General features: G+C 69.6%; 17 protein-coding genes and 9 pseudogenes. 9 read left to right on the top strand and 17 right to left on the bottom strand.

Annotated elements, in window-relative coordinates:
- Positions 1-310 precede the first annotated feature (310 nt).
- From OHT21_RS00560 to OHT21_RS00550, 4 genes and pseudogenes are all read right to left on the bottom strand, one after another.
- Positions 311-1,287, bottom strand: a pseudogene (locus OHT21_RS00560) (LacI family DNA-binding transcriptional regulator).
- A gap of 259 nt (positions 1,288-1,546) precedes the next feature.
- A pseudogene (locus tag OHT21_RS44560) lies at positions 1,547-3,145 on the bottom strand (beta-galactosidase); the annotation flags it as partial.
- Between the two features lie 112 nt (positions 3,146-3,257).
- Positions 3,258-4,013, bottom strand: a pseudogene (locus OHT21_RS44555) (glycoside hydrolase family 5 protein); the annotation flags it as partial.
- A gap of 154 nt (positions 4,014-4,167) precedes the next feature.
- Entirely contained in the window at positions 4,168-4,794 is a 627-nt protein-coding gene (locus OHT21_RS00550; RefSeq protein WP_328766098.1) for a class I SAM-dependent methyltransferase, read from the bottom strand.
- Between the two features lie 555 nt (positions 4,795-5,349).
- Between OHT21_RS00550 and OHT21_RS00545 the strand changes: the two genes are divergently transcribed.
- The gene (locus OHT21_RS00545; RefSeq protein ID WP_328766097.1) at positions 5,350-6,390 is read left to right on the top strand and encodes a glycoside hydrolase family 5 protein; all 1,041 of its coding nucleotides are present in this window, start codon (positions 5,350-5,352) and stop codon (positions 6,388-6,390) included.
- 50 nt (positions 6,391-6,440) lie between these two features.
- Here OHT21_RS00545 and OHT21_RS00540 read toward each other — a convergent pair whose 3' ends face one another.
- The 4 genes from OHT21_RS00540 to OHT21_RS00525 all read right to left on the bottom strand — a co-directional run bounded on the left by OHT21_RS00540 (position 6,441) and on the right by OHT21_RS00525 (position 10,395).
- On the bottom strand, positions 6,441-7,490 hold the full coding sequence (locus tag OHT21_RS00540; RefSeq protein ID WP_328766095.1) for a LacI family DNA-binding transcriptional regulator: 1,050 nt from the start codon (positions 7,488-7,490) through the stop codon (positions 6,441-6,443).
- A 476-nt stretch (positions 7,491-7,966) separates the two neighbouring features.
- Entirely contained in the window at positions 7,967-9,022 is a 1,056-nt protein-coding gene (locus OHT21_RS00535; protein WP_328766094.1) for a Gfo/Idh/MocA family oxidoreductase, read from the bottom strand.
- A 93-nt stretch (positions 9,023-9,115) separates the two neighbouring features.
- The gene (locus OHT21_RS00530; protein WP_328766093.1) at positions 9,116-9,928 is read right to left on the bottom strand and encodes a TIM barrel protein; all 813 of its coding nucleotides are present in this window, start codon (positions 9,926-9,928) and stop codon (positions 9,116-9,118) included.
- 251 nt (positions 9,929-10,179) lie between these two features.
- Positions 10,180-10,395: a beta-galactosidase trimerization domain-containing protein gene (locus OHT21_RS00525; protein ID WP_443050301.1), complete on the bottom strand. Its 216-nt coding sequence runs from the start codon at positions 10,393-10,395 to the stop codon at positions 10,180-10,182.
- Between the two features lie 257 nt (positions 10,396-10,652).
- Between OHT21_RS00525 and OHT21_RS00520 the strand changes: the two genes are divergently transcribed.
- Both OHT21_RS00520 and OHT21_RS00515 read left to right on the top strand, forming a co-directional pair.
- Complete coding sequence (locus tag OHT21_RS00520; protein ID WP_328766091.1) at positions 10,653-11,273, top strand: bifunctional 4-hydroxy-2-oxoglutarate aldolase/2-dehydro-3-deoxy-phosphogluconate aldolase; 621 nt, start codon at positions 10,653-10,655, stop codon at positions 11,271-11,273.
- Positions 11,274-11,323: 50 nt separating this feature from the next.
- Positions 11,324-12,244 carry a sugar kinase gene (locus OHT21_RS00515; protein WP_443050606.1) on the top strand — a complete coding sequence of 307 codons (921 nt, stop codon included), beginning with the start codon at positions 11,324-11,326 and terminating at the stop codon, positions 12,242-12,244.
- A 21-nt stretch (positions 12,245-12,265) separates the two neighbouring features.
- Here OHT21_RS00515 and OHT21_RS00510 read toward each other — a convergent pair whose 3' ends face one another.
- Both OHT21_RS00510 and OHT21_RS00505 read right to left on the bottom strand, forming a co-directional pair.
- Complete coding sequence (locus OHT21_RS00510) at positions 12,266-12,490, bottom strand: hypothetical protein (protein ID WP_328766087.1); 225 nt, start codon at positions 12,488-12,490, stop codon at positions 12,266-12,268.
- Between the two features lie 101 nt (positions 12,491-12,591).
- Positions 12,592-12,897, bottom strand: a pseudogene (locus tag OHT21_RS00505) (helix-turn-helix domain-containing protein); the annotation flags it as partial.
- Between the two features lie 557 nt (positions 12,898-13,454).
- Between OHT21_RS00505 and OHT21_RS00500 the strand changes: the two are divergent.
- Positions 13,455-14,168, top strand: a complete 714-nt coding sequence (locus OHT21_RS00500) for an SDR family NAD(P)-dependent oxidoreductase (RefSeq protein WP_328766086.1) — start codon at positions 13,455-13,457, stop codon at positions 14,166-14,168.
- Between the two features lie 365 nt (positions 14,169-14,533).
- Here the strand turns inward: OHT21_RS00500 and OHT21_RS00495 are convergent.
- Positions 14,534-15,276: pseudogene (locus OHT21_RS00495) on the bottom strand (telomere-associated protein Tap); the annotation flags it as partial.
- Between the two features lie 50 nt (positions 15,277-15,326).
- Between OHT21_RS00495 and OHT21_RS44550 the strand changes: the two are divergent.
- Positions 15,327-16,337: pseudogene (locus OHT21_RS44550) on the top strand (transposase); the annotation flags it as partial.
- A gap of 339 nt (positions 16,338-16,676) precedes the next feature.
- On the opposite strand, the gene OHT21_RS00485 reads toward OHT21_RS44550, so the two are convergent.
- Together OHT21_RS00485 and OHT21_RS00480 are read right to left on the bottom strand one after the other, a co-directional pair.
- Positions 16,677-17,663: an IS1634 family transposase gene (locus OHT21_RS00485; RefSeq protein ID WP_328766082.1), complete on the bottom strand. Its 987-nt coding sequence runs from the start codon at positions 17,661-17,663 to the stop codon at positions 16,677-16,679.
- A 13-nt stretch (positions 17,664-17,676) separates the two neighbouring features.
- On the bottom strand, positions 17,677-18,057 hold the full coding sequence (locus OHT21_RS00480) for a DUF4277 domain-containing protein (protein ID WP_328766081.1): 381 nt from the start codon (positions 18,055-18,057) through the stop codon (positions 17,677-17,679).
- 343 nt (positions 18,058-18,400) lie between these two features.
- Here OHT21_RS00480 and OHT21_RS00475 point away from each other — a divergent pair.
- Positions 18,401-18,691: pseudogene (locus OHT21_RS00475) on the top strand (helix-turn-helix domain-containing protein); the annotation flags it as partial.
- Between the two features lie 82 nt (positions 18,692-18,773).
- Positions 18,774-19,457, top strand: coding sequence for an IS630 family transposase (locus OHT21_RS00470; protein ID WP_328766012.1), 684 nt, complete (start codon positions 18,774-18,776; stop codon positions 19,455-19,457).
- 45 nt (positions 19,458-19,502) lie between these two features.
- Here OHT21_RS00470 and OHT21_RS00465 read toward each other — a convergent pair whose 3' ends face one another.
- The 4 genes from OHT21_RS00465 to OHT21_RS00450 form a co-directional block, all read right to left on the bottom strand.
- Positions 19,503-21,131 carry a response regulator transcription factor gene (locus tag OHT21_RS00465; protein WP_328766080.1) on the bottom strand — a complete coding sequence of 543 codons (1,629 nt, stop codon included), beginning with the start codon at positions 21,129-21,131 and terminating at the stop codon, positions 19,503-19,505.
- A gap of 21 nt (positions 21,132-21,152) precedes the next feature.
- The gene (locus OHT21_RS00460; protein ID WP_328766078.1) at positions 21,153-21,443 is read right to left on the bottom strand and encodes a hypothetical protein; all 291 of its coding nucleotides are present in this window, start codon (positions 21,441-21,443) and stop codon (positions 21,153-21,155) included.
- 462 nt (positions 21,444-21,905) lie between these two features.
- Positions 21,906-22,400: a hypothetical protein gene (locus OHT21_RS00455; protein ID WP_328766076.1), complete on the bottom strand. Its 495-nt coding sequence runs from the start codon at positions 22,398-22,400 to the stop codon at positions 21,906-21,908.
- 221 nt (positions 22,401-22,621) lie between these two features.
- Entirely contained in the window at positions 22,622-23,725 is a 1,104-nt protein-coding gene (locus OHT21_RS00450; RefSeq protein WP_328766075.1) for a flavin-containing monooxygenase, read from the bottom strand.
- A 1,008-nt stretch (positions 23,726-24,733) separates the two neighbouring features.
- On the opposite strand from OHT21_RS00450, the pseudogene OHT21_RS44545 reads away from it, so the two are divergent.
- Together OHT21_RS44545 and OHT21_RS44540 are read left to right on the top strand one after the other, a co-directional pair.
- Positions 24,734-24,913: pseudogene (locus tag OHT21_RS44545) on the top strand (DUF5372 family protein); the annotation flags it as partial.
- A pseudogene (locus tag OHT21_RS44540) lies at positions 24,893-25,468 on the top strand (transposase); the annotation flags it as partial. The pseudogenes OHT21_RS44545 and OHT21_RS44540, both read left to right, overlap by 21 nt.
- Positions 25,469-25,499 lie beyond the last annotated feature (31 nt).

Raw genomic sequence — 25,499 nt, 5'->3', positions numbered from 1 at the left:
GAGTTCGGGGCTCATACCGATGGAGTGATGTTCCGGCCGCTCCTGATGACCGGCTCCGCCCCTGGGCTGGCTGCCTCGAGGGCATTGAGCCGGTGCGGTAGTTCAGGCGCAGCGTCGATCTCCTGTCGGTGGTGCCTGGCCCAGCGACCAGATGATCCATTGAGGTACCCCGGGCCCCATGTGACCTGCGGTGTACCAAAGTGCCAACTAAACCTCTGAATCCGGGCGTGGACCTAAGGAAGGTAGTTGGCATCGGCGCAGGTCACGAACGTTGCCCGGTGCCAAGTAGCGCTCCCGGTCACAGCGGCGCTCAGTCCTGCGGCGGGGCCGTGCTCTCGCGGACCACGAGGTGGGTGGCGATCTCGAGGCCGAGCTGAGGGATCTTCTCGCCGCGGCCGAGGGTCAGCGCCAACTCCGTTGCCGCCGCAGCCATTTCGGTCAGTGGCTGGTACACGGTCGTCAGCGGCGGGTCCACCCAGGCCGTGACCGGTACGTCGTCGTAGCCGACCACGCTCAGGTCCCCCGGGATGCGCAGGCCGGCCTCGCGTGCCGCCTGGTAGACGCCGAGCGCCTGGAGGTCGTTGGCGGTGAAGATCGCGGTCGGCCGGTCGGGACGGGCGAGCAGCTCGGCCGCCGCGGAGTGCCCGTCCTCCCGGGTGAGCTGCACGCGGACGATCAGCTCCGGGTCCACAGGAAGCCCGGCCGCCTCCAGCGCCGAGCGGTAACCGGCCATCCGCGCCAGGCAGAACGCGTGATCGGGGCCGCTGATCATGGCGATGCGCCGGTGGCCGAGGCCGATCAGGTGGCGTGCCGCGGACTGGCCACCCCTGAAGTGCGTGGCGGAGACGTACGGGACACCGTCGGAGACGTCGTCGATCGGGTCGAAGACGACGTACGGGATGCTGCTCGCCGCGAGGCGGCCGCGCTCCGCCTCGGAGAGCCAGGACACCGACAGGACGCACTGCGGGCGCCGCCCCGCGGTCTCGTCCATCGCGGCCTTCGAGTCGTGCAGGCCGAACTTGGAGACCATCACGCCGATCCGGTTCCTGCTGGCCACCTCCTCCACGCCGCGCAGGATCTCCACGCCCCACATGCTCTCCAGCTCGCGGAAGACCAGCTCCACGATCTTCTGGCGGCGGCTTCCCGGGGGCTTGCGGTACCCGTACTTGTTGATCAATTCCTCGACCCGGGCCCGGGTCTCGTCGGACACCCCCGAGCGGCCGTTGAGCACCTTGGACACTGTGGGACCGAGACGCCCGCGGACTCCGCGATGTACGCGATGGTCACCGACGGCAGCCCGCCGCCCGACGCGGGCTGCTCGCTGTCCTTCGCCGCATCCTCGTTCTTGACCGCCACAGCTGCCTTTCCTCGTTCCGGGGGGCCGACCTTTCGCCCGCCCCTGCGTGCGCCCGCCCATACGGCGCCATTCTGGCATCGGAGCACGAGCGGGCTCACTCGGTCTTGTCGGTGACATAGCGGTCCCTGGGGGCGGCGGGGGCGTGTCCGTCCCAGCCGCCGCAGACGGCCAAAGCCTGGTTGACGGACGTCATCGCTCCTCCGCGGGGGCGTCCGGTTCGGCGGCGAGGACACGGACGTCCCACGCACGGAGATTCACGGCGGTGTCGGCCGGGAGCGCGCCACCGTCGAGGGCGTCGGTCAGATGCACGGGTACCGTGACGGTCGCAGGCTCCCAGCTCCAGTTGTGGACCACGTGGACGCGGCGGCCGTGGGGGGAGGTGCCGGTCGAGACCGTGACCGAGCCGGGCAGATCCCGCCAGCCGCTGCGCGGGGCGGGGGCGAGCCGTACGGCGAGCGCGCGGGCGAGATCGCGGCCGGGCACGTGCCCACGCAGGTGACGTGGCCCGCACCGTGGCGGCGGGTGGTGACGGCGGGCCAGCGCCCGAAGTGCGGATGGGCGTACTCGGCCAGGACCTCGGCGTCCTCGACGGCCAGCCCCTCCACCCAACGGGTGGCCACCGCGTCGCCCGGCAGCTGGAGCGGGCTTTCCGGTGCGGTGCGCAGCGGCAGGTCGGCTTGCAGGTTGCTGAACTCCTCGTAGCGGACCCCCGCGGCCTCCACCAGTCGTGCGGGCGTCACTTCGTGGCGGGCTCGCGCCTCGTGGTCGCCGTAGCCGGTACGCGGCCCGAGCACGAGATGGCCGCCCGCGTCGGCGTACGCGGCGAGCCAGTCGAGCATGCCGTCGTCCGCCACGTACAGAGCGGGAGCGATGAGCACGGGGTGCCGTTCGGCCGCCGACTCCGGTGCCAGTCCTGGGCGTTCGCCGCGGGGATCGTGCAACCGGCGGGCGTGCAGGATCCGTACCTGGCGCCCCGCCTCGAACGCGCCCCGGTAGAACGGTTCGAAGATGCCCTCGTACGCATACGTGTCCGGGCCGCCGTCGGCTCCGGCGAGCGGCGGGTGCTTGCGCATCAGCCACTTACTCGGCGCGGAGTACACCATGGCGATGTCGGCGTCCGGGGTGATGCCGGCGACCAGGTCGCCGGCCCGCTCGAACTCCTCGCCGAGGTGGGCGAGTTCGCGGTAGGCGCGCCCGGGCCTGCCGCTGTGCGGGAGGATCCCGCCCCAGTACGTCTCGATGCCGAAGTGCAGCGTGTGCCAGTGCCAGTACTCGATCATGCGGGCGCCGCGCGCGACCAGCGCCCACGCGGCCTGCCGCCACTGCCCGTCGAAGGCGGGCCGGTTGTCCGAACTGCCGCCGATCGCCTGGGCGTTGGTCTCCGTGATCCTCCTGGCGCGAGGAGTAGATCCGGTCGGCGCTGTGGTGCAGTGCCCACGCCCCGTACGCCATCCACTGCTGCGGCAGCTTCTCGCGCGGCGGCCCGGGCATGGTGAGGCTGTCCTGCATGTCGTAGTACGGGTTGCCCGCGGTGACGTCCAGGCTGTCGGTCATCGCGTCGTCCTCCAGGCCGGGGGAACCGTGGGCGAGGCAGGTGGTGACGAACTGCTCCGGCCATGTGTACTCGCGCACGATGTCGGCCTGCCAGGCGATGAATTCGGCGGTCTGGCGTGCCTGGAACGCCTGCCAGGCCAGGTCGTACTGCGGCTGCGCGTTGCCCTCCGGGGTCCACAGGTCGGCCCAGGTGGACAGCCGGTGCGACCAGTACACGAGCCCCCACTCGCGGTTGGGCGGTGGTCACTCCGGCCTGGCGTGCCGCGTGGCCGAGGTGCTCGAAGTACTTGAGGGCCTCGCCCCGCTCGAGACGGGAGGGGTGGTGGTCCGGCCAGCTGAGCAGCCCGTACTCACCGAGGTAGACCGGGATGCCGCGTGCGACGAACGTGTCGCGCATGCGCTGGAAGGCACCGTCGAGGTCCTTCCGTGCGGTCTCGTCGTAGTGGGTGCCACCCGCGATGTTCACGCTGAACGGGAACCAGCTGTAATAGTGCACGGTGGCGACCAGGTTGGGGTCGTTCAGGGACTTGATCGTGTTGTACAGCGCGTCCATAAGCGGCTGGTCAGGCTTGCAGTAGATCGTTGGCAGCATGAGCAGGCGGTCGGTGTTCTGCCCGCCCGAGCCGCGGACGATCTTGTGGAACGACGTGTTCAGCTCGTTCAGGAACGTGGCCTTCTGCTCGTCCGTGGCGTTCTCGAACTCGGGCTCGTTGATGCTCTGGAAGAGCAGGGTGCGCGGCTTGTCCTTGAACGTCGACGAGATCTGCGTCCAGAGGGAGTTGAAGCGGGCCATCACGTTGCCATGGTCGGTGGACATCTTGCCGACCCACTGCCACGAGTCGTGGCGCACGTTGAGCACCACGTAGAGCCCCTCGGCCAGCGCGAAGTCGGTGACCTCCTCCACCCGGTCCATGTACGTGGCGTCGACGGCGTACGGAGCGGTGGCGGACTGGTGGTCGGTCCAGGTGACCGGGATGCGGACGCTGCGGAAGCCCTCCGAGCGGATCTTCGCCAGGTGCGCCCTGGTGGTGAGCGGGTTGCCCCAGGAGGTCTCGTTCGGGAAGGCGTCCAGGGTGTTGCCGAGGTTCCAGCTGGGCTCCATCGCGGCGACTGTGTCCTTGGCGGACTTGGCCTTCGCGGGCACGCGCGGCACCTGTGGGGCGGCGTCGGCCGCCGGAGCGGTGAGCCCGGCGGCGAGCAGCAGGCCGGCGGTGGCGACCAGGGCGAGCAGCGGGAACTGCTGCGCGACGGCACGGTCAGGTGGTGGGGCGGGAGTGCACGCTGACGGCGTAGCCGCCGCCTTGACAGTAGGGATCGGCGCCCCAGGTGGCGTAGCGCTGGCGCAGGGTCAGTCCGGCCTGGGTGCACCAGTGATCGAACTCCGGCAGAGTCACTGGAGGTTCCGGCAGCGGCAGGTGTGCCGCGTCCAGCCCCATGCCCGTTACCAGCAGTCCGCCGGGACGCAGGACGGCGGCCAGTTGCTGTACGACGGCTGCTTCGGTGCCGGAGGCCAGCAGGGGGATGACGTTCCCGGCGGCAACCACCAGGTCGAAGCCCGGTTTCAGGCCGAGGGCATCCAGGTGTGCCAGGTCGCCGTGGACCCATTCCAGCGCGGGGGCGTCACCGCGGGCGACAGCGAGCATGGAAAGGTCGGTGTCCACGCCGGTGCAGTGGTGGCCCAGCTCGGCGAGCCGGATCGCGACCCGGCCGGTGCCGCAGCCGGCGTCGAGGATCCGGGCGGCGGGCTTCAGCAGTGCGGCGCAGAAGGTGGCCTCGCCGTGGATGTCGTGGCCCGATTCGGCGAGCTGCGCGAAACGCTGGGCGTACTTCTCTCCGGCTTGTCCGCCTGTCAGTTCCGCCCAGCGGTCGCGTTGCCTGCTCATGTTCTGCGTGCCTTCCGGTCAGCCTCGGTAGCGGAGGCGAGGACGCTGCCATCGCGTTTGATCGTGGGTAAAGACCTTGGAGCCTGCTACGAAGGTACGCGGGCGCGGCTCGTCTCAGCGAACAGTCGCCGGACCGGATCAGGCCAGTACGTCTGCGGACGCGGTCCCTGGCCGCCCCACGCGCACATGCGGCCGTTGCCGAACGGCAGGGAGCTGTCCCCGCGAACTGGAGCGTCTCACACTGAGACTCCCTCCTTTCGATGCCCTCCGGCATGCTGAGGACGACGCGCGCCAAGGCGGAGCGTGAGGAGGGCGGACATGGCGAGACGGTCGTGGGGGCAGCGAGAACGGCTCTCCGCTAATCCAGTGTGTCGCTTGCGGGTCCGTCGTGGCTGGGCAGCGGGCCGTGGGCAGCTTGTGATCCTGCGTTCTTGATGAGATTTGATGTGCAGATGTGTTGACCTTTGTTCGAGGTCTCTTCTACGTTGCGGGAGCCACAGAGCCGCCGACCTGTAGTCGAGGTTTCGCGGACACAACTGCACAGAAAGGGATGTCGTGCCACGAAAGAACCCTCGCGGGACAGCTTGCCTGGGGGCGTTGCTGGCCGCCGCCACGGCATTCTGCGGAGCCCTCGCCTCCCCTGCGTCCGCCGCTCCCGCAGCCACCTCCGGCCACACCTCGCCGCCGCCTGTCAGCGCGTTCCAAGGCGTCAACTGGGCCGACCCGCGCGACAACTTCGCCCACGACGCGGTCGTACCCTCGGGCCTGTCCACCTCCGACAGCTACGCCACGACCTACGCCAAGTCCCGGGCGATCATCGGCGGGTTCTCCAAGCTCGGCGCCAACACGGTCCGGCTGCCGGTCAACCCCAGCTCCGTGAACGGCCCCTTCTGGAAGTCGTACCGTGGTGCGATCGACGCCGCCACCGCCAAGGGCTTCAAGGTCATCCTGGGCTACTGGGAGGGCGACAACGCCAAGGACGGCAAGATCGACAACCAGGCCTCCTGGGACCGGATGTGGGCACGGATCACCTCCTCCTACGCCCGCAACTCCAAGGTGTACTTCGAGCCGATGAACGAGCCGTTCGGCTACACCGCCCAGGAGTGGACCGACATCGCCGCGAAGTGGGTGACCACCCACCGCAAGGTGCCCCGCGACCGGATGGTGATCGGAGGGTACAAGTACAGCGAGGACGTCAAGCCGGTGTGCGCCGACCGGCGCCTCAACGGCACCCGCATCGCCCTGCACAACTACGGCTTCTGGCACACCGACTGGACCAGCGTCGACCAGTGGAAAGCGGACTTCAAGGAGCGCATCGGCGACTGCGCCTCACGTACCATCCTCGACGAGTTCGGCGCTTCCATGACCACCGGCCTGGACTACAGCGGCCCGGTCAACGGCTCCAACGAGGTCGCCTACATCCAGGCCGCGACCGACATCATCCGGGAGATGGGCTTGGGCTCGGTCTACTGGCCCGGCCTGCGCAACGGTGACACCTACTCCCTCACCACCCTCCAGGGCACGGGCACCAAGCTCAACCTGAAGTTGAACAACCAGAGCGGGCTCGACCGCCTGCACTGGGCCTGGAGGAAGTGACAGAGGTGCGATAGCCGTGGTGCCCCGCGCTTGAAGACAAGCGCGGGGGTTCAGCGGGGCTCAGCGGGCGGAGCGGTCGTGCTCCGGACGACGAGGTGGGGCGCGATGACCTGCTCCCCGACGGCGGCCGTCTCATCTGCGGTCTCGTCGGCCTCGAGGCGTGCGATGGCCCGGCCGACGGCGAGCTGGGCGATGCGCGGGATGTCCTGTCCGACGGTGGTGAGGTCGATGTGCGCCAGTCGGGCCAGGTGGCTGTCGTCGAAGCCGACGACGGAGATGTCGTCGGGGACCGCGATGCCGGCGCGGAGGAAGACGTCGAGTACGCCGGTCGCGCAGCGGTCGTTGAAGGCCATCACGGCCGTGGGGCGCGGGCGGTCGGCCATCAGGGCGCGGGCGGCATCGGCGCCGTCCTCCTCGGTGAGCCCGCCGGGGAGAATGCGGATGTGCCTGGCCAGGCCGTGGCGGTTCATGGCGGTGCGGTAGCCGCGGCGCCGGTCGGCCGCGCCCGGTGCGCGTCCGCCGTCGATGTGGGCGATGTAGCGGTGGCCCAGATGGACCAGGTGGTCCACCGCCTGCCGGGCCCCCTTGTCGTCGGCGGTCCGTACGACCTCGAGGCCCGGGATGGAGGGCCGTAGCCGCCGGGCCACGGAGACGACCGGCAACTGCCTGGCCAGATCCGCCAGTTGCGCGGCCGGGGCTTGCGGGCCGAGCAGGATCAGCGCCTCGCAGCGGTCGTCGAGCAGCGTCTCGACGGCGCGTTGCTCGCCGCGCCCGGCGGCCACGGCGCTCAGCGCGATCTGGTAGCCGGCCGGTTCGGCCGCCGCGTAGAGGCTTTCCACCAGGTCGGTGTGGAACGGATGCTGGAGGCCGAATTGCACCCCGAGCAGCCGGGAACGCTGGCTGCGCAGCAGCCGCGCGCGGGCGTCCGGACGGTAACCGATCTCCCGCGCGGCCTGAAGAACGCGCTCGCGGGTGGCCGCGCTCGCGCCCTTCGCCTCGCGCATCACGATGGAGACCAGCGCAGTGGACACCCCCGTCCGCGCCGCCACGTCCGCGAGCGTCGGCCGCTTGCCGTCGGGGACCGCTGAGCTCGCCGGCACTGTGTCCTCCGTGGTTGGGCTCGTCTCCTGGGCGCCCGATTGTAAAACGTTCTAGCCCCGCGATTTGCGGCGGGGGAGTGCGGTCCGGGGCCGGTGAAGCAGTCTCTCGCCGCCGATTTGTGCCGGCGCCGGAGGGATCGGGTGTTTGCGCGCCCGGATCCTCGGCCACCGGCTCCCCGCTCGCCACCTTTGCCGCCTCTGCCCCGTACGCCGGGCGGAGCGGGTGTGACCGGCTCGGCTGCACAATCGCCGACAGGGGCCGACAGGGATCGCGCGGAAGGCAGTCGTGGCCGACGGGGTGAATCGCGTCGGTGCTGCTGCCTGTCTCGTCCGCAACGCAATGCCTGCCCCGGGCCGCGACGTTACTCATTCGCGTCAGGCTGCCAAGGATGCAGCTGGCGCTGCTGGCTTGAGCGCGGAGGCCTCGGTGACCAGCCGCCTGGGCGAGCAGCGGCACCACTCGAGGAGGTGTGTGCTCAGCGGGACGACGCAGGCTCCATGGTTGCGGGGCTCTCCCGGACGTCGCCCACCCGGATGGCGCCGCCCGTGGCGATCGATCCGATCGCGGCGAGCGCGATACCGAGCGCGGCCCGCGCGTCCTCGCCGGTCACCGAGGGGGTGCGCTTGTCGCGGATGCTGTCGGTGAATTCGGCCAGTTCGGCGATGTAGGCCGCGTGGAAGAGTTCCTGGTCGTACGGGACGCACTCGGCGGAGGTGCCGGCCGGGCCGTAGGCCGTGAGGTGGGTGCGGCGGAGGTCGCCCACGGTGAGCATGCCGTTCGAGCCTTTGACCTCACCGCGGACGTCATAGCCGTACACCGCCTGGAAGTTGGCCTCCGCGGTGGCGATGGCGCCGTTGTCGAAACGGATCGTCACCACGGCGGTGTCGAGTAGCCCCTGGTCCTTGAAGTCGGGCCGGACCAGAGCGTCGGCCATCGCGAACACCTCGACCGGCTCGGATCCCGGGTTGAGGTGGCGCAGGACGTCGAAGTCGTGGATGAGCGTCTCCAGGAAGATCGTCCACGGCGGTATGCGCGACGGGTCGTGCAGCTTGGGGTCGCGGGTGAGGGAGCGCAGCAGCTGCGGGGTGCCGATGTCACCGGCGGTGATCTTCTCGTGGGCGGCGTGGAAGCCCGGGTCGAAGCGGCGGTTGAAGCCCACCTGGAGGGCCACGCCCGCGTCACGTGCGGCGGTGATGGCGCGGTCGGCCTCGTCCAGGGTGACGGCCATCGGCTTCTCGCAGAAGACCGCCTTGCCGGCCCGCGCCGCCGCCTCGACCAGTCCGGCGTGGATGCGGGCCGGGGTGCCGATCACGACCGCCTCGACCTCGGGGTCGGCGAGCAGGTCGCCGATCTCCGTGTACATCTTGGGGCAGTCGAGGCGCGTGGCCAGTTCCTTGGCGGCGCCCGGTGCGGGATCGGCGATGGCGGCGAGCCGTACGCCGGGCAGGCGGCGGGCCAGGGTCTCGGCGTGGAAGGAGCCCATACGTCCGGCGCCGATGAGGCCGACCGCGAGGGACTGGGGGGAGGTCATGGCGGGTGCTCCGTGATCTGCGTTGTGGCCTGGGTGGTGGCGATTGCCGTTGAGCGTGGGTGCTGGGCAGGGGATGTCCCGCGTACGTTCCTGTCAGACGGTGAAGGCGGCCCGGAACCGCTCCAGCGCGGCCTCGCTGTCGCTGTCCCTGTCCCTGTCGCCGGAGGCCCATGCCTCCATGGCGACGGTGCTCTCGTAGCCGATATCCGCCAGAGTCCGGGCGATGGCCGGATAGTTGATCTCTCCCGTGCCGGGCTCGCACCGGCCCGGCACGTCCGCCACCTGGATCTCCCCGATGAGTCCCGCGCCGTGCGCCCTGCGGACCAGCTCGATCAGGTTCCCCTCGCCGATCTGGGCGTGGTACAGGTCCAGATTCATACGCAGCCCCGGCCGGTCCACGGCGGCGACCAGCGTGAGGGTATCGGCGGCCTTCGAGAAGGGCACGCCCGGGTGGTCGACCGCGGTGTTCAGGTTCTCCAGGGTGAAGGTGACCCCGGCGTTCTCGCCGAGCTCGGCGATCCGCGTGAGAGTGCGCTGCGCGGCCATCCACATAGCGCCGGTGGGTTCCCCGGACACAGGCACCACGGGCAGGCCCTGGCCGTCCAGCCCGGTTCCGTGGAGGTTCAGCCGGGTGCAGCCCAGGTGCTCGGCGGCCTTGAGTGACTCCTCGGCCGTACGCAGCAGTTCGGCGGCACCCTCCTCATCGGTGAGGCTGCCCCTCACGTACCCCGTCATGGAGACGAACTCGGCGGGAGTCCGGGCGAGCGCGTCGAGGTCATGCTTTGTCCAGTCCCAGATCTCGACCTGGAAGTCGGCCTCATGGAGACGCCGGGCGCGCTCTTCGATCGGCAGGTCGCGGAAAACCATCTCCGCACAGACCGCCAGTGCGTACGTCGCGGCTCGCATCGCGGCTCTCCTCTCCTCGGACACCCGGAGAACTAGAACGTTCTATACCCTCTCAGCAGTACGCCAGCCGCCGCAGGCCTCTGTCAAGTACTCGTCGGACACGAGAGGTATAACGTTCTAGTCGCGAGGGTCAACCCTTGACGCTGCCCTGCGTCAGACCGGAATGCCAATACCGCTGCAGGACGGGCCTCGCGGCGGCCAGCGGAAGGACCGATAGGGGCCACCGCCTCGGCCCCTTCGGGCCCGACGACCTACGACCACAGGTCGGCACGGCTGACCGTGCCGTCCGGATGCCGAACGTCCACTGTCCCCTTCTCCGCCAGCGACCAGAACTCCTCGACGCACAAGCCCAGTACCTCGCGCAGCGGCGGGGGGTACCCGCCCAGGTGAACCCGGTCGCAGTCGTCGACGAGGCCGGAGAAAAACGGCACGAGCAGATGGCCGCCGTCGCGTACATAGGCATCCACTACAACCAGCAGGCCAGCCTGCTCGAGTACGTGATGGACCCCGAACCCGAACCCTTCCGTTTCGAGGGCGTCTACGCCATCGCCAGCTCCGACCCCGGGCCTCGGCGTCGAGATCGACTAGAAGACGGTACGAGGCGCCGCCGAACCGGACAATGCTGTCGCAACCCCCGTATGGCGGGGAGCCGACGGGCCGCTCTCCAAGTGGTGAGTCTCCGTCGGACCCCTGCGCCCCACGAGCCCGAGGAGTACCTGTGCCCATGAACCTGGTGGAATCGCTCCGAGCCCACCGCCTGCTGGCGATCGTGCGCGGCAAGGACCCGGCTGCGGCACTGCGCACCGTACGCACGCTCGCCGAAGAGGGCATCACGGCCATCGAGGTCTCGCTGACCACCGCCGACGCTCTGACCGTGATCAGACAGGCCCGCACCGAACTGGGCCCCGAAGCACTCCTCGGCGCCGGAACCGTGCGCTCGCTCGCCGACGCCGCCCGCGCCGTGGACGCCGGAGCCTCGTACCTCGTTACCCCGGCACTGGTCGATGGGCTGGACCCGTACGGCGTCCCTGTGCTGATGGGCGCCCTGACACCGACCGAGATCGAACTCGCCCTCGCGCGCGGCGCCGCCGCGATCAAACTCTTCCCCGGCTCCCTCGGCGGCCCCGGCTATCTGCGCGCCCTGCGCGACCCCTTCCCCGAGGTGCCCTTCGTGCCCGTCGGCGGAGTGGACGCGCAGGCCGCCCGCGATTACCTGGACCTCGGCGCCACCGCCGTCGGCGTCGGCTCACCCCTCGTCGGAGACGCGGCCGACGGCGGAGACCTGGACCAACTCCGCGCCCGCGCGGCCGAGTTCCGCCAGGTGGCCGCAGGGGAGACGCCGTGACGACAGGGGATCGCCAGGCCCCGCCCGACGTGGTGACTTTCGGCGAGACGATGACGGCGCTACGGGCCCACGGTGCGCTGCGGCTCGGTGGCAGCCTCGGCCTGTCCGTGGCGGGAGCCGAGTCCAACGTCGCCATCGGCCTCGCCCGGCTCGGGCACCGGGTGCGCTGGGCCGGCCGGGTCGGTGCGGATGAACTCGGCGCACTTGTGCTGCGTACGCTCCGGGCCGAAGGCGTCGACACCGAGTACGCGGTCACCGACGACACGGGCCGGCCCACGGGGCTGCTCCTGACCGAACCCCGTCTGGGCACGCTGACCAGGGTCAGTTACTACCGTGCCGGTTCGGCGGGTTCGGCCGTGTCACCGGCCGACGTACTGCCCGCACTGGATTCGGGATCCCGCGTCCTGCATCTGACCGGCATCACGCCGGCGCTCGGCCCGTCGGCGGCCGAGGCCGTCCTCACCGCCGCCACGAAAGCCCGCGACGCCGGCATCACCGTATGCCTCGACGTCAACTACCGCTCCCGGCTGTGGACCACCGACCGCGCCCGCACCGTCCTCAGGCCGATGAGGGCCCACACCGACCTGCTCATCGCCTCCGAGGACGAGTTGCCGCCGCTACTGGAACGGCCCGACGCGGACGAGTCGGAGGCCGTGCAGAGTCTCCTGGCCGCAGGCGTCAACGAGGTGGTCATCAAACGTGGCGCACGCGGCGCGACCAGCTTCACCGCCGACGGGGCAACCGACTGCGCGGCACGACAGGTCGACGCCGTCGATCTGGTCGGCGCCGGAGACGCCTTCGTGGCCGGATACTTGTCCGGCCTCCTCGACGGCACGGACATCCCGGCCCGCCTGCACCGAGCCGTCACCACCGCGGCCTTCGCCGTCGCCACCCGGGGCGACTGGGAGGGCCTCCCGACACAGGACGAACTCGGCCTGTTCGACCAGCCCGACGGCACGACGATGCGCTGACGCAGGAGAGGGAAAGTGACATCAATGGCTGTGCGCGCGACGGTCGTCGTGGACGGACGGTACGAACTCGCCGAGGACGGCCGCCGGGTCGACGGCCGGTACGTGTACGTTGACATCCTCACCGGCCGGCTTCGCGAACTGCGTGCCGAGACCGGGCCGACTCCGCGCCAACTGGCCCAACTCGACGTGTCGTTGGGGTGCTGGCGGCGCCGGTGGACGACCGGCCGGACGCGGGATTGCCGCCACGGGCACCAGCGCCTACGACGGCACCCACGGCGCGGGCTCGCTCTACCGAACGGGCCCCGACGGCACGGTCGTACGCGTTCTCGACGCCCTGACCATCGTCAGCGGGCTGGCCGGGCCAGGTCGAAGAGGTACGTGCGCTCGTCCTGGTCCAACTGCAGCGCCTTGGCGACCGCGTCGAGAACGTCCTCCGACACACCGCTGATGTGCCCCTTCTCCAGCCGCGTGTACCACTCGGTACTCACTCCAGCGAGGACGGCGACCTCGTCCCGCCGCAGCCCCGGCACCCGCCGCCGCCCACTGAACGGCAGACCGACCCACTCCGGGGTGATCTTCGCGCGCCGACGGGCGAGGAAATCCCGGATATCGGCGCGGTTTTCGGGGCTGGGCTGGGTGGTTGCTGTGGTCAGTGTTGGTGTCGGGTGCTGCGCGGGGCCCTCGCTGGCTGCCGGTTCCTGATCCCTGTGGCGTGGCGCTTCTGCCCTGGCAGGGATCTCATCGTCGGTATGACGGTGGCATTCTGTGCACTGAGGCGGGCCGCTGTCCTCACGAGTGGGACCTGTACGGCCTGGTCGGGGAATTGTCGGCCCGCGGCGACGCCATCCGCACCCGCTGAGGCTCGCAACCTCCACCGCATGCCACCTGCGGCAGACGTTTCCACCATCGGGTCGGTCGGTGACCTCGCCCTTGCATCCTCCGGAGAAGGCCTGAACGCGCTCGCTTCCTGGAGCGTCACCCGGGGTACGGCTTCTGCCGCTTGTCTTCGGTCCCCGGCTGTTCCGGCGCATGGATCGCCGGAAAGGGAAGCCTCATGGGGTCGTGGGGTTCGTTCCGATCGGCTGGTGGCTGGGCCGTAAGGCTGTGGTCCGGGTGGGTGGTGTCGTGCAGGGCCGTGGCGGGTGGTGGCACTGCAGGTCGGTTTCCATTGCACCGTACGGAAACATCACACGGACGGGAGAGGACGCGTATGGCACTGGTTCTGGTGACGGGGGCATCCAGTGGTCTGGGGCGTAACACGGCGATGGCGTTGGCCGACGAAGGCCATGACGTGGTCATCCACGTGCGCAGTCCGGCCCGTCTCACCTATGTGGATGACACCGCACGGTGGAAAGGCGTCGTGGTCGGGGATCTCGCCAAGCTGGACGAGATCCGAGGTGTTGCCGGGCAGGCCGCTGGGTTCGGGCGTTTCGACGCCATCATCCACAACGCGGGTGTCCTGCAATCTCCGGATGCGGTCACGGTCAACACCGTGGCGCCCTACGTACTGACGGCCCTGATGGACAAGCCGGGCAGGCTCATCTACCTGAGCAGTTCGATGCACCGCACGGGTTCAACGGACCTGGGACGACTGGCGGCCGGCACCGCTTCCTACGACGACAGCAAACTGTGGGTCACCACCCTCGCCCTCGCCCTCGCGTCCCGGTGGGAAGGAACCTCGAGCCATGCCGTCGATCCAGGGTGGGTTCCCACCCGTATGGGCGGTCCCGGTGCGTCGGATGACCTGGCCGCAGGGCACCTGACGCAGGTGTGGCTCGCCACCCACGACGACGTGACACCGGACACGGGCGGCTACTGGTATCACCAGCGGACAGAGACCCCACATCCCGCGTCGCAGGACGAGGAGTTCCAGGCTCGGCTGGTTCGGAGCCTGGAGGGCCAAACGGGTGTCGCGCTTGGCTGAAGGTGGTGGCGGGGCCGGTGTCACAGATGGGGGTAGGCGGGTGGGCTGCGCGGACGGCACTGCAGGAACGTGTGTGGCTTGAATGAGCTGTGGTGATGGTTGTGGTGTCTTCTGTGTTGGTCGTTCGTCGTCGGTTGCTGAACGGCGCGCGGCATGAGCAGCCCCGTGCCGGCACCCCACAGGACGGCCGCCGCGGTGATCCAGAACGTCTCCACCGGACGGAGCATAGGCTCAGCTCTGTTCGGTGCTGACGCGAGCTCCTAGATCTCGTACAGGTCGCGGCTGCTCATCGGCGCAAGGTCAAGCCCGACACCGACACGTGGGTCGGCCGCGAGCGTGTCCTGGAAGGCGAAGACTTCGGCGAGTTTGCTGATGACGGCGGCGCGGATGTCCAGGCGCCAGGTCGGACGGTCCAGCGCCGGCCACCGCTATCGCGGCGAGCACGGCGACCAGGCCGGGGTCGACCTGCTTGTGCCGCTCCATCGCGGCGAGGAACTCCTCACGCGTGAGGTCCTTGGTGACGCCCTGGTCGGCGAGAGTGTCGACATAGGCGGTCTTGAGCCGGTCGTGCCACGGGTCCAGGTAGGCGCCGGTCTCCCGCCGCAGGTATGCCTCGATGGGCTGGATGCTGTAGCCGAGCTCCTGGGCGTAGGCGACGGTGTGTGTCTGGTACCAGGTCGGGCCCTCGGGCCGGACGGCGTGAACGGCGAGGGCAGACGCGGGTCGGGTCGATGTGGGACAGGTCCACCAGCCAGCTGCCTGGGATCCGCTTGTCGAACTGAGGGTGCATCACGTGCTCCGGCCCGGACAGGCCGACCACCAGGCGGGCTGCCGCGGCGAGGAACGCCGCGTTCAGATCGGTGCCGATCGCGTAGGGCAGCGCCAACTCCGTACCGTCCAGCCAGTCGACGTCGCGCACCCACTGGTACGCCTCCTCGTCCAGGAAGCCGCCCGCAAATCCGGAGCCCGCGACCACGGGGTGTTCCGGAGTGGCCTCCGGCGGCGCCCGGTCCACCGGCTCGGTTCCGAGACTGCCGGGGTTGTGCCCGGAGACCCAGTTGCCGGTCGCCTTGTCCTGCACGGCACGGGTGGGCGGGCGCAACGTGCTTCGTCCACGCCGGCGGCAAACAGGCCCGTTCCCCTCAGCTCAAGAGGAACCTGATCGCCTGCTTGACCGGGCTCTCCACGAATCTCGATCTGCACGGCATGGCCGCGTCCTGCGGCATCCCGTACGACGTGCTGGCGTGGACCGCGGAGTGGTACATCCGCGAGGAGACGCTCCGCGAGGCGAACATCTGCCTGGTCAACTACCACCACAAGCTGCCGGTGACCGCGATGTTCGGCTCCGGCACCCTGTCCTCCTCCGACGGGCAGCGGTTCCCCACCCGGGGCAAGTCGATCACCGCCCGGCACCTGAACAAGTACTTCGTGTCCGAGGGCATCTCCACCTACACCCACGTCTCCGACCAGCACTCCACGTTCGGCACGAAGGTGATCGTGGCCACCCACCGCGAGGCGCAGTACGTGTTGGACGAGATCTTGGGCAACGCCACCGGCCTGCCGATCACCGAGCACGCCACGGACACGCATGGTGTCACCTTGGTCAACTTCGGCCTGTTCGACCTGGTCGGCAAGCAGCTCTCGCCCCGTATCCGCGACCTGGGCAAGATCACGCTGTACCGGATGGGCGCCAAGAGCGACTACGAGGAGCGGTTCCCGAAGGCAGGACGGCTGCTGACGAAGAAGGCCAACCTCGACGTGATCGCCGATCACTGGGACGACCTGCTGCGGCTGGCGGGATCGCTGAAGTACGGGCCCGCCACCGCCTCCCTGATCGTCGGCAAGCTTTCTGCATCCTCCCGGCAGAACGCGCTGGCCGCCGCGTTGAAGGAGTATGGGGCGATCCGCAGAACGATCTACGCGGCGAAGTACCTGTCGGACGAGGGCTGCCGGCGGAAGATCGCCCGGCAGCTGAACAAGGGCGAGTCCCTGCACGCCCTTCGCCGCCAGCTCCACTACGCCCGCGAGGGAAAGGCCACCCGCCGTCAGCCCGAGCAACAGAACGAGCAGGCGTGGTGCCTGACGGTAGCGACGAACGCGGTGGTCTGCTGGCACACCGATTGCGTGGGCCTGGCCGTCAACGAACTGCGCGGCGTCGGCCGCGAGGTGGACGCCGAGGTCCTGGCACACATCTCGCCGGCCCGCAGCTCGCTGGTCAACTACTACGGCTCCATCACCGTCGACTACGAGCACGACTCGCCCAGCTCGACGACCAGGGACACCGGTCCCTGCGGACCGTGGCCACCGACGAGCCCGGCGCCGGGCTGTAGAACCTCCCACGTACCAGCAGGAGGAAAGGCGTCTCATCCGGGCGTGCTCGTCACGTCTTTTCCACGGCAACGGCCCAGGTCAGCGGCTACTCCGTTGTCTTTTCGGCGAGGACTACTGGGACAGCGTCAACGCCCCCTCGACGGCCTGCCAACTAGCCCCGGAGCTTCGCGGGTCGTCTTAGGTCTGAGGCCAGCGGGTTCGTGCGATATCGGTGTCGAGGAGGTCGAGGAGGTGGAGTTGGACACCGCGGGTGATCTGGACGGTGGGCGGGTCGGTGACGTTGCCGATGCGCAGGGTGAGTTCGCCGAGGTGGTAGAAGATCATGCGGCCGGTGGGGCGGACCCGGCGGTTGTCCGAGTAGAGGCCGGTCATGGTCTGATCGGGGCCGAGCGTGCATCTGACCTGCCGTTCGATCAGGCAGAAGACGAGCAGGGCCAGGCAGATGACCTGGATCAGGGCGGCGACGCGCCGGTTGTGCTGCACGAAGACCGGCGCGACCGCGAGGGGGCCCTTGAAGTCGTGGTAGCGGCGCTCGACCGTGCCCTGGCCTTTGTAGTGGATCAGGACCTGGGCCGGGTCGGCCCGGTCGGCGGGGATGCTGGTCAGCATCGCGTACCAGCCGTCGACGGCGGCCTCGGCGTCCAGGACGTCCTGGTCGAAGTGCCAGGCCAGGGCGGGGGCGTCGTGCTCGTCGGTGGTGATACTCCAGCGCAGGCAGGCGCTGACGCGGCGTCTGGCGGCGATGACCCCGGCCCGGGCCGCGATCTTCTCGGGGGTCTTGTAATGGCGGCCGCCCGCCGCACCGGCGAGCTTGTCCATCTCTTCCCGGGCACGGGCCAGACGCTTCTCGCGGGCCTGGCGCTGGCCCGCCGCGACAGCGGTGGAGTGGATGAGGATCCGGCGCACCCGGTGCACCGGGTCCCGCTTGTGGGGCCCGGCCAGGGTGTGGACGTCTTCCAGGACCCGGTATGCCTCCCGCTCACCGGCCGGTTTGCGCGCGTCCCGCTCGGGCACCCAGTCCACCACCGGTGCCTGGGCGAGGTCCAAACCGGCATGGACCTCGTCCTTGACCTGCGCGGCCGGGACGGGCGCGATGAAATCCACCCCGGCTGCCAGCAGTGCGGTGACGTTCGCGTAGGACACCAGCTTCGAGTCGGCAACCATCAGGAAATCCTGCTCACCGGCCAATGCTGGTCATGTCCCAGTGCAGCCGGGACACGTCGATACCGAACTCGGCGATCGCCCGCGCACCGACGGTGCCCGCGATCCGCTCCAGCTCCGGCGCGATCGCATCCAGGGCCCGGGCCAGACGATCATCGTTGAGCAGGTCCGGCTCGATACCGAAAACCTCCTCCACCGCCCAGGTGCGGGCCCAGTCACCGACCCGCACCAGCGGTGCGGGCGAGGTCAGCCGGTTGGCCACCAGCGCCTCGATCACCTGTCCATGGGTCAGATGCGCGCTCGCACCTCCCGGACACACCCCCTCGACGATCCCGGCGACATCCAGCCAGCGCAGAAACTCGGCAGCGACAGGCAGAGCGCCCAGACGCTTCTCCACCACGGACGTCACCACCACATCAAGGCGCTGGCGGACAGACCGTGGCCGCGGGGACCGGGAAGTCATCGACACACCCCACCCAACGCCACACCACCGGCCCGGGACACCCCCAGACCGGTCACACCATACGAATCAACGACCCGCGAAGTACGGGACTAGTAGACTGTCGCGACTAAGTGTCGTTCTGGTTGGTGGAGTTGGGGTCGGGCAGGCTTCGCTTGATGCTTCCGTTCGGCCGGGCAGGGGTGCCGTGTCCTCGCAGAAGAAGTATCCGGTTGTCTTGAGTGCCGAAGACCGTCGGGCGTTGGAGCGTGTGACGACGACGGGGGTCCGCAGCGCGTCGATGATCAGGCGGGCGCGGGTGCTGCTCGCGTTGGACACCTCGGCCGGCGAGGTCGCTCCGCGGGCGGTGATCGCGGAGCGGGTCGGGGTCTCGTGCGATTCGGTCCGCCTGATCTCGAAGCGGTACGCGGAGACCGGCGGCGATGTGTGGGCCACGGTCGGCCGGAAGGAACGCGCACTGCCGCCGGTGCCCTCCCCGGTGACCGGCGAGGTCGAGGCAAGGCTGATTGCGCTGGCCTGCTCGAAGCCGCCCAAAGGACACGCCCGCTGGTCGCTGCGCCTGCTGGAGAAGCACGTCGCGCTGGCCGAGGACATCCCGGATCTGGACCACTCCACGATCGGGCGGGTCTTAAAAAACGGAACTGCGCCCTCACGTGAAGAAGTGCTGGACCATCCCGCCCGCTGCGAATGCGGCCTTCGCCGCGGCGATGGAGGATGTCCTGGCGGTCTACCACCGGCCCTTCGACCCGACGCGCCCGGTGGTGTGCATGGACGAGAAGCCGTACCAGTTGCTCGGCCACGTCCGTGATCCGCTTCCCGCGCGGCCGGGCCGTGACCGCCGCGAGGACAACGAGTACGTCCGCTCGGGGACCTGCTCGATCTTCTGCTGGGTCGAGCCGCTGCGCGGATGGCGACGCGTGGACGCGCAGCCCCGCCGGACCAGGGTCGACTGGGCGCACCAGGTCGAGCACCTGCTGACCGTGGACTACCCCGACGCCGCCACGGTCGTGCTGGTGATGGACAACCTCAACACCCACACCACCGCCTCGCTCTACGAGGCGTTCGACCCGGCAAAGGCCTTCGCGCTGACCCAGCGCCTGGAGATCCACCACACCCCCAAACACGGGTCCTGGCTCAACATCGCCGAGATCGAGCTCTCCGCGCTCACCCGCCAGTGCCTGGACCGCCGCCTCGACGACCTCGCCGTACTCAACGCCGAACTTGCTGCCTGGCAGCAACAGACCAACAGCAACCAGCGCCAAGTCGACTGGCAGTTCACCACCGACGACGCACGCGTGAAACTACGCCACCTCTACCCAACCACACAGCGAAATTAAGCCGCGACAATCTACTAGCCGGGACTGCTCAGAACGAAGGGCGGCTCAGACCAGGCGATGCTCGTAGGCGAACGCCGCGGCCGCGGTTCGGGAACCGACATCGAGCTTGGCGAAGATGTTGGACAGGTGCCGGGCCACGGTTTTCTCCGAGAGCACGAGGGTCTCGGCGATCTCCGGGTTGCTCTTGCCCGCCGCCACCAGCCGGAGGACCTCGACCTCCCGGGGGCTCAGCCCGCCGGGAGCCTTCTCCTCGCCCAACAGCGCCGCGATCTCCTGCTCCGCCGGCTTCACACCCATCTCCGCGAACGCCCTCCGGGCCGCGCTCAGGTCGGCCGCGGCCGACTCCTCGTCACCCAGCAGCCGGAGCGCGCGCCCGACGAGCACCCGGGAGCGGGCCACCTCGTACACCGCGGAGAGCTGCGCCCAGGTCTCGGCCGCCTGCCGCGCGCAGACGAACCCGCGGTCCGCCTCGCCCCGGGCCAGGGCGACGGTCGCGGCGGCGTACTGCCCCGATGCCTGCAGCGCCGAGCACCCGAACGAGCTCCCGATCTGCCCCAGCTCCTCGGCAAGGGGTGCTGCCGTGTCTACCTCGCCGGTGGCCACCAGCACCTCGACCGCCGCCGGGAGCATCTGCGACCGGTGGACGGGATCGTGCACCTCGGCCACCACACGGTGGATCGCGGCCGACGCCGCATCCCGTCGGCCGCGATCCAGCCACAGCAGTGCTCGGCCGGGCTGGGCCGAGTGGCCGAACTCGGCAGCCTCCGCGAAGGCGGCCTCCGCAGCTTCGTGGTCGCCGCGAAGCCGGAGGGTCTCACCCCGCTCATAGTGGGCCTGACCGACCGCCAGGTCCCCGCCGGCCGCGGCGTACCGCCCGACCGCGCGCTCGAGTTCCCTGACGGCGTCGCGGTAGGCGCCGTGCAGTCGCATCAGCTGGCCGCGGTGGACCGCACACTGACCGGTGAACGCGACCAGGCCGGGCTGGCCGTCGCACCAGGTGGTCAGCGCGTGAGTCCACTCGCCCATCCGGCCGAAGTCGGAGATCTGCTGGCAGGCTTCGACCGACGAGCAGTAGATCACCCCGGAGAAGATGGGTGAGACCTCCCCGGCCAGGACCGAGACCATCGCCTCGTCGAGGAGGCTCAGCCCGTCGGCGACCTGGCCCGCGAAGATCTGCATCCGACCCTCCATGTGGAGGCCCATAGCTGTCAGGTCGGGGTCGTCGAACCGTCGGCCGCAATCGGTGACCTTTGGCACGGCAACGAAGGCCTCGGCGAACTCTCCCTTGATGATGTGCCCCATGGTGGCCCGCTCGAGCAGATAGCCACGCTCCACCACATCCCCGCCATGGTCGTCGAGCAGCCGCTCGGCCCGGGCTAGCCAGCCACTGCCGACGGCGACCTCGCCGCCCTGCCACAGGACTACGGTCAGCCAGTACGCCGCGCGCACCGCGCCGAGGGTATCGTCCCTGTCACGGTAGGCCTGGAACGCCCGTTGCAGCGCCTGGACGCAGTCGTTGCGGTGGCCCAGGAGGTGCGCGGTGACCGCCAGCGCCATGAAGTCGTCGGCCTGAAGCTCGGTCTCGTCCAGGTCGGAGAGAGCGCGGTACGCCGCCACCCACTCCTGGCGTTCGTATTCCTCGCGGGCTCGGCGTAGATCGTCGACCATGCTCATCTCGCACCACCTGATTCGAGGCTAGTGGTCGACGCTCATGATCCGCAGCATTTCCTCGCCTGGATGATCAACGGGCGTCAAAGGCCTTGAAGTGTGCTCCCCGTAGGCGGCCAGGGTTTCGCCCCACGGGCGGCCTGCGATGCCGAGGCCACGGTCACACGGGAAGGTCAGCACCAGGATGATTGCCCGCTGAACCAGACCCCCGTAGTCATGGAGCGGCGCGTATGTCGGACGCGCCAGCAGGTGGAGCGCCATGGTGCTCCCGAAGGAGAGGACGACGACGGCCAGCGTGACGCCGAGAGCGATCTCCACCGCGGATCCGCTGCCAGCCGCCGGGAGAGCACCAGGAACGCCAGGGTGGAGCCATCGAAGAAGAGCAACCCATCGACCCAGTGGAGGCCGGGGTCGTAGATCTCCCCGGTCGCGTCGCTTGCGAGTGGGAAGGCTGCCGCGGTGAAGAGCCCACAGCCGACGGCCACCAGCAGGGCCGGTCCCAGCCACCCGAGCCGCGCGGGTTCGATACCGCGGTGCCGTCCGCAGGCGAGCAGCAGCAAGCAGAACCCGAAGCCGCGAAGTTGATGCTCTGGATCCAGCCGAGACTGCCGGCGCCCAAGGAACTGACGGATTCGTGGAGCCAGTCGTCGTCGGAGCCCAGGATGTTCTGTCCGACGGAGCTGGCGGTGAAGACGAGCGGACCGGCGATTCCGCCGATCCACATGATTCCTCCGGCCCCTCGCACAGCGGTGCCCGTCCATGGCGCTCACGAGACGTCCATCAACGGGTTGGGGCGCCCCGTCGCCCAGCCCCGATCGCGACCGCCAACGGCAGCAGAGCCAGCAGTGCCGCGGCCGACTGCACGTAGAACTGCACCACACCGACCGGCACCAGCCGGGCGAGCCCGAACACGACCAGCGCGCCGCCGACCACGGCGGTGGCCAACAGGCCGAACGTCGCGGTCCGGGTGACCGCGACCGCGAACAGAACCGTGCCCACGGTGAACAGCAGCGAGCCTCCCAGGAGGACCGGCACGAACCACGACACCAGGGCGTCCTGGGTCGCCACCAGATCAGCGCCGGTCGCGTGTGCCGCAACGACGGAGAACTCCATCCCTGGCAGCGTCGCGTACAGGGTGCTGCCGATCACCACGAACCCGAGCCCGACCGCGCTGAGCCACCCGTCACCTCGCTCGCAAAGGAATCCGCGCACGGCGACAAACGCGAGCGCGATCGCGGCGGACGCGACGACCGCGGCGAGGTGGGAGAGCCCCACCGGGTGATGTCGGCCGCCGCCGCTTCGGCCGCGCCGGCGCTGTCGGGCGGCCTCCCGGGGAGCAGTGGATGCCACAGCAGCGCGCCTAGCAGCAGCACCGGTGCGGCAGCGACGACGAGCGCGGGCTGTCGACGCCGGACCCGACGCGGCGGCGCTGGTCACCATCGAGGGGTTCTCGAATCTCGTTCATCGCAGACCTCCTTGATCATCGTGGGTGCGTCTCAAGCCGCGACCGCGGTTTGCCGCGCCCGAGTGTGGGCGGCGATCTTGTCGGCGACGTATGCCGCGTCCCGGCCGACGCCGTTGATCTCGCCCGAGGCGAACGCGTACTGGAACGCCAGGCCGCAGAAGTAGAGGCCCGGCACGGACTCGACCACGCCGCGGTACTCCACCGGCCACCCGTCCTCGATCGGCAGCGGGAGGTCGATCCAGTCGTAGACCTGCCGGAACCCGGTGGCCCAGACGATGCTCGCGACGTCGAAGGTGCGGCCGTCCTCGATGCGCGGTAGCCCGTCGGCGACGCCCACGACGTGCTCGGTGATCCATTCCACATCGCGCACGCCCAGATGGTGGCGCTTGATCCGCAGCTGCGGGGCGCCGTGGTGGCGAATCTTCTGCATCACCTTGCGTCCCATCGGCGTGCGCCGGGTGAGCACGTGATTGAAGGCGAACTCGATGAACGGGAATGCCGCGTGGAACCGCCGCGAGCCCCATTCGAGAGGGATGTTCCCGCGGTCGGGTCCGACCAGCGTGGTGGGACGGTCAGCGGCCAGGTCGTAGGCGATGTCCAAACCACTATGTGAGGCACCGACGACCAGCGCCGGCCCGTCGGGCAGCTGGGAGGGCCGGCGGTACTCGCTGGAGTGGAGCTGTTGGATCCGGGGGGTGATATCGGCGGCGAAGGCCGGGATCTGCGGCGTACGGCCGAAGGTGCCAGTCGCCAGTACGACGTTGTCGCAGGTGACCTTGTCGGCTCCGAGGACCGCGGTGAAACCTCCGCCCTCGAGGGCCGCGAGCCGATCGACCCGGCTCTGCATCCGCACCGGCAGGCCGTTGGTGACGGCGTACAGCTCGAGGTACTCGGCGAACTCGTCCTTGGTCGCAAACTCCCACGGGTCGCCGGGGAACGGCATCCCGTCCAAGCCATTAGCCCGGGCGGGCGTGAACAGCCTGAGGCTGTCGTAGTGGCAGCGCCAGTTGTCACCGATCCGCTCGCGCTCGTCGACGATCAGGAACTCCCGACCGAGCTGCTGGAGGTGGCAGCCGACCGCCAAGCCGGCCTGGCCGGCGCCGATGATCAGGGTTTCGAGGTGTTGGGTGGTCATGGTTCGTTCTCCTTGGTTCCAGGAACTCACGAGTGATCCCGGCGACCAGGTCGGCGTGGCGGACCCCGTCGCGTGTCCGCCGGGCACCGGGTGAAAGTCCGGGTCGGGGACCGGCATCGCGGCGCGCCGGCCGGAGTCGGGGCTTCTCATGACGCCTACGCTAGAAACCCGACGGCCCGGTGCGCGTCGGCCGCGATACCCATTCCCTCCTCGGCCCGATGGGTGGATCGACGCACGACCCGCCACCGGTCACGGACGCAGAACCCGCCCGAGGGCGGCGCGGCCGCCGCCCGCAACTCCGGGGCGACCCGGCCGGAGCCTGGAAGACAGCCCTGGAAGCCCAGCTATTGCCCATCACACCGGACGACATAGCCGCCCGCACGGAACGGATGCTCGAGGACGGGGTGTCCTCGGTGTGGTTCAGCGACCGGGTGCGGGCACCGTGGTTCGGGGCGGTCCCGTGGGCTCGCCTGGAGACCGTGGACGGCACCCTGGCCATCAGGGAGGGTCTCGCGAAATTCTCCGGCAACCAGCGGGAGGCGGGGCCCGCAGGGAGTGCCGGTCACGGAGTCCCTGCGGTGGGTGTTCGCCGGGCGGGTGGTGCCGCACCAGCGGCACTCCCGTCCGCAGCCCCTGCCTGCCTGGCGCATCCTCTGAACGGCGCCGCAGTTTGCCGTCGCGGAGACCGCCCACCTAAACGCGGAGAAGGCGCGGTAGGAGGGCGGGCACAAGGCTGCCGTCCATCCCTCCTCGCACAGCAGGCCGCCCTCGAGATACCAGCAGTTCGTCCACCGCGAGGCCGGCAGATACCCCGTCGTCGCGGACAAGGGCGCGGGAATACGCCAGGGGCGTCCCGGTCTACCTCGGGCTGACCCCATACGGCGTCGTCTGCCCCGTGGCCATCCGAATCGCCGCCATGCGGGAGCGCCTCGCTCCGCTCGTCATCTTCGTCGTCTCGGCCCTGTGCTCGCATAGCGCGAAAGTGCCAAGTAGCTCTCTGTAGCCGACATGACGGTCTGTTGTCATCGGGTTTGCATGGCGGTGTTTCATAGGTGGTGCCATGAGGCTTTCGAGTTCCTCGAGCGGCTCAACTCGTGGAGCGGAGATGTGGTGTTGGTCCTGGACGGGCGGGGCCGCAGGTGTTCGTTCCCGCTGGCGTGGACCGATATGGCGCCGGTGGATGCGTTTGTCGCGGCAGCCCGCGCCTTCCTCCGCGAGCAGGGTCACCTCCCCGGCCCCGGATCGGCCCGGACTGTCCTGCACCCTCGCCCTCTGCCGCCTCGTTCCCAGCGCAAGCACTCCAGGCCACGGGAAGCGCCCGGGCCGCGGGCGACACCGAAGGAGCAGAAGAAGGCGGAGGCGAACAGCGCCCGGATCGAACGGCGGAAACGCCGTACGGCAGTACGCCGGGCCCGGAGCATCCTTCAACGCCTCGACCAGCGTTTCGATCACTCCGCTGACGAGCAGCGGAAGCGATCCGAAGTCCGTGGCCGCGTTTGGTCGTTGGCCGGCGAGAACGCCCCGGACGCCGACGGCCAGGTGGTAGTCGATCTCGACGGCGTCCTCGTGATCGCCCACTCCGGCAAGGAGGACGCGGCGGCGACTTGGAAGAAGACCTACGGCCATCACCCGCTGACGGCCTTCCTCGACCATGGACCGGGCGGAACCGGTGAGCCCGTCGCCGCCCTCCTGCGACCCGGAAACGCGGGCTCCAACACGGCAGCCGACCACAGCCATTCAGCGCCAGATCCCGAACCGGCGCCCGGATTTACCG

The organism is Streptomyces sp. NBC_00286, from assembly GCF_036173125.1.
In the GTDB taxonomy this organism is placed as follows: Bacteria; Actinomycetota; Actinomycetes; order Streptomycetales; family Streptomycetaceae; genus Streptomyces.
This window is presented reverse-complemented; position numbering and strand designations above follow the sequence as displayed.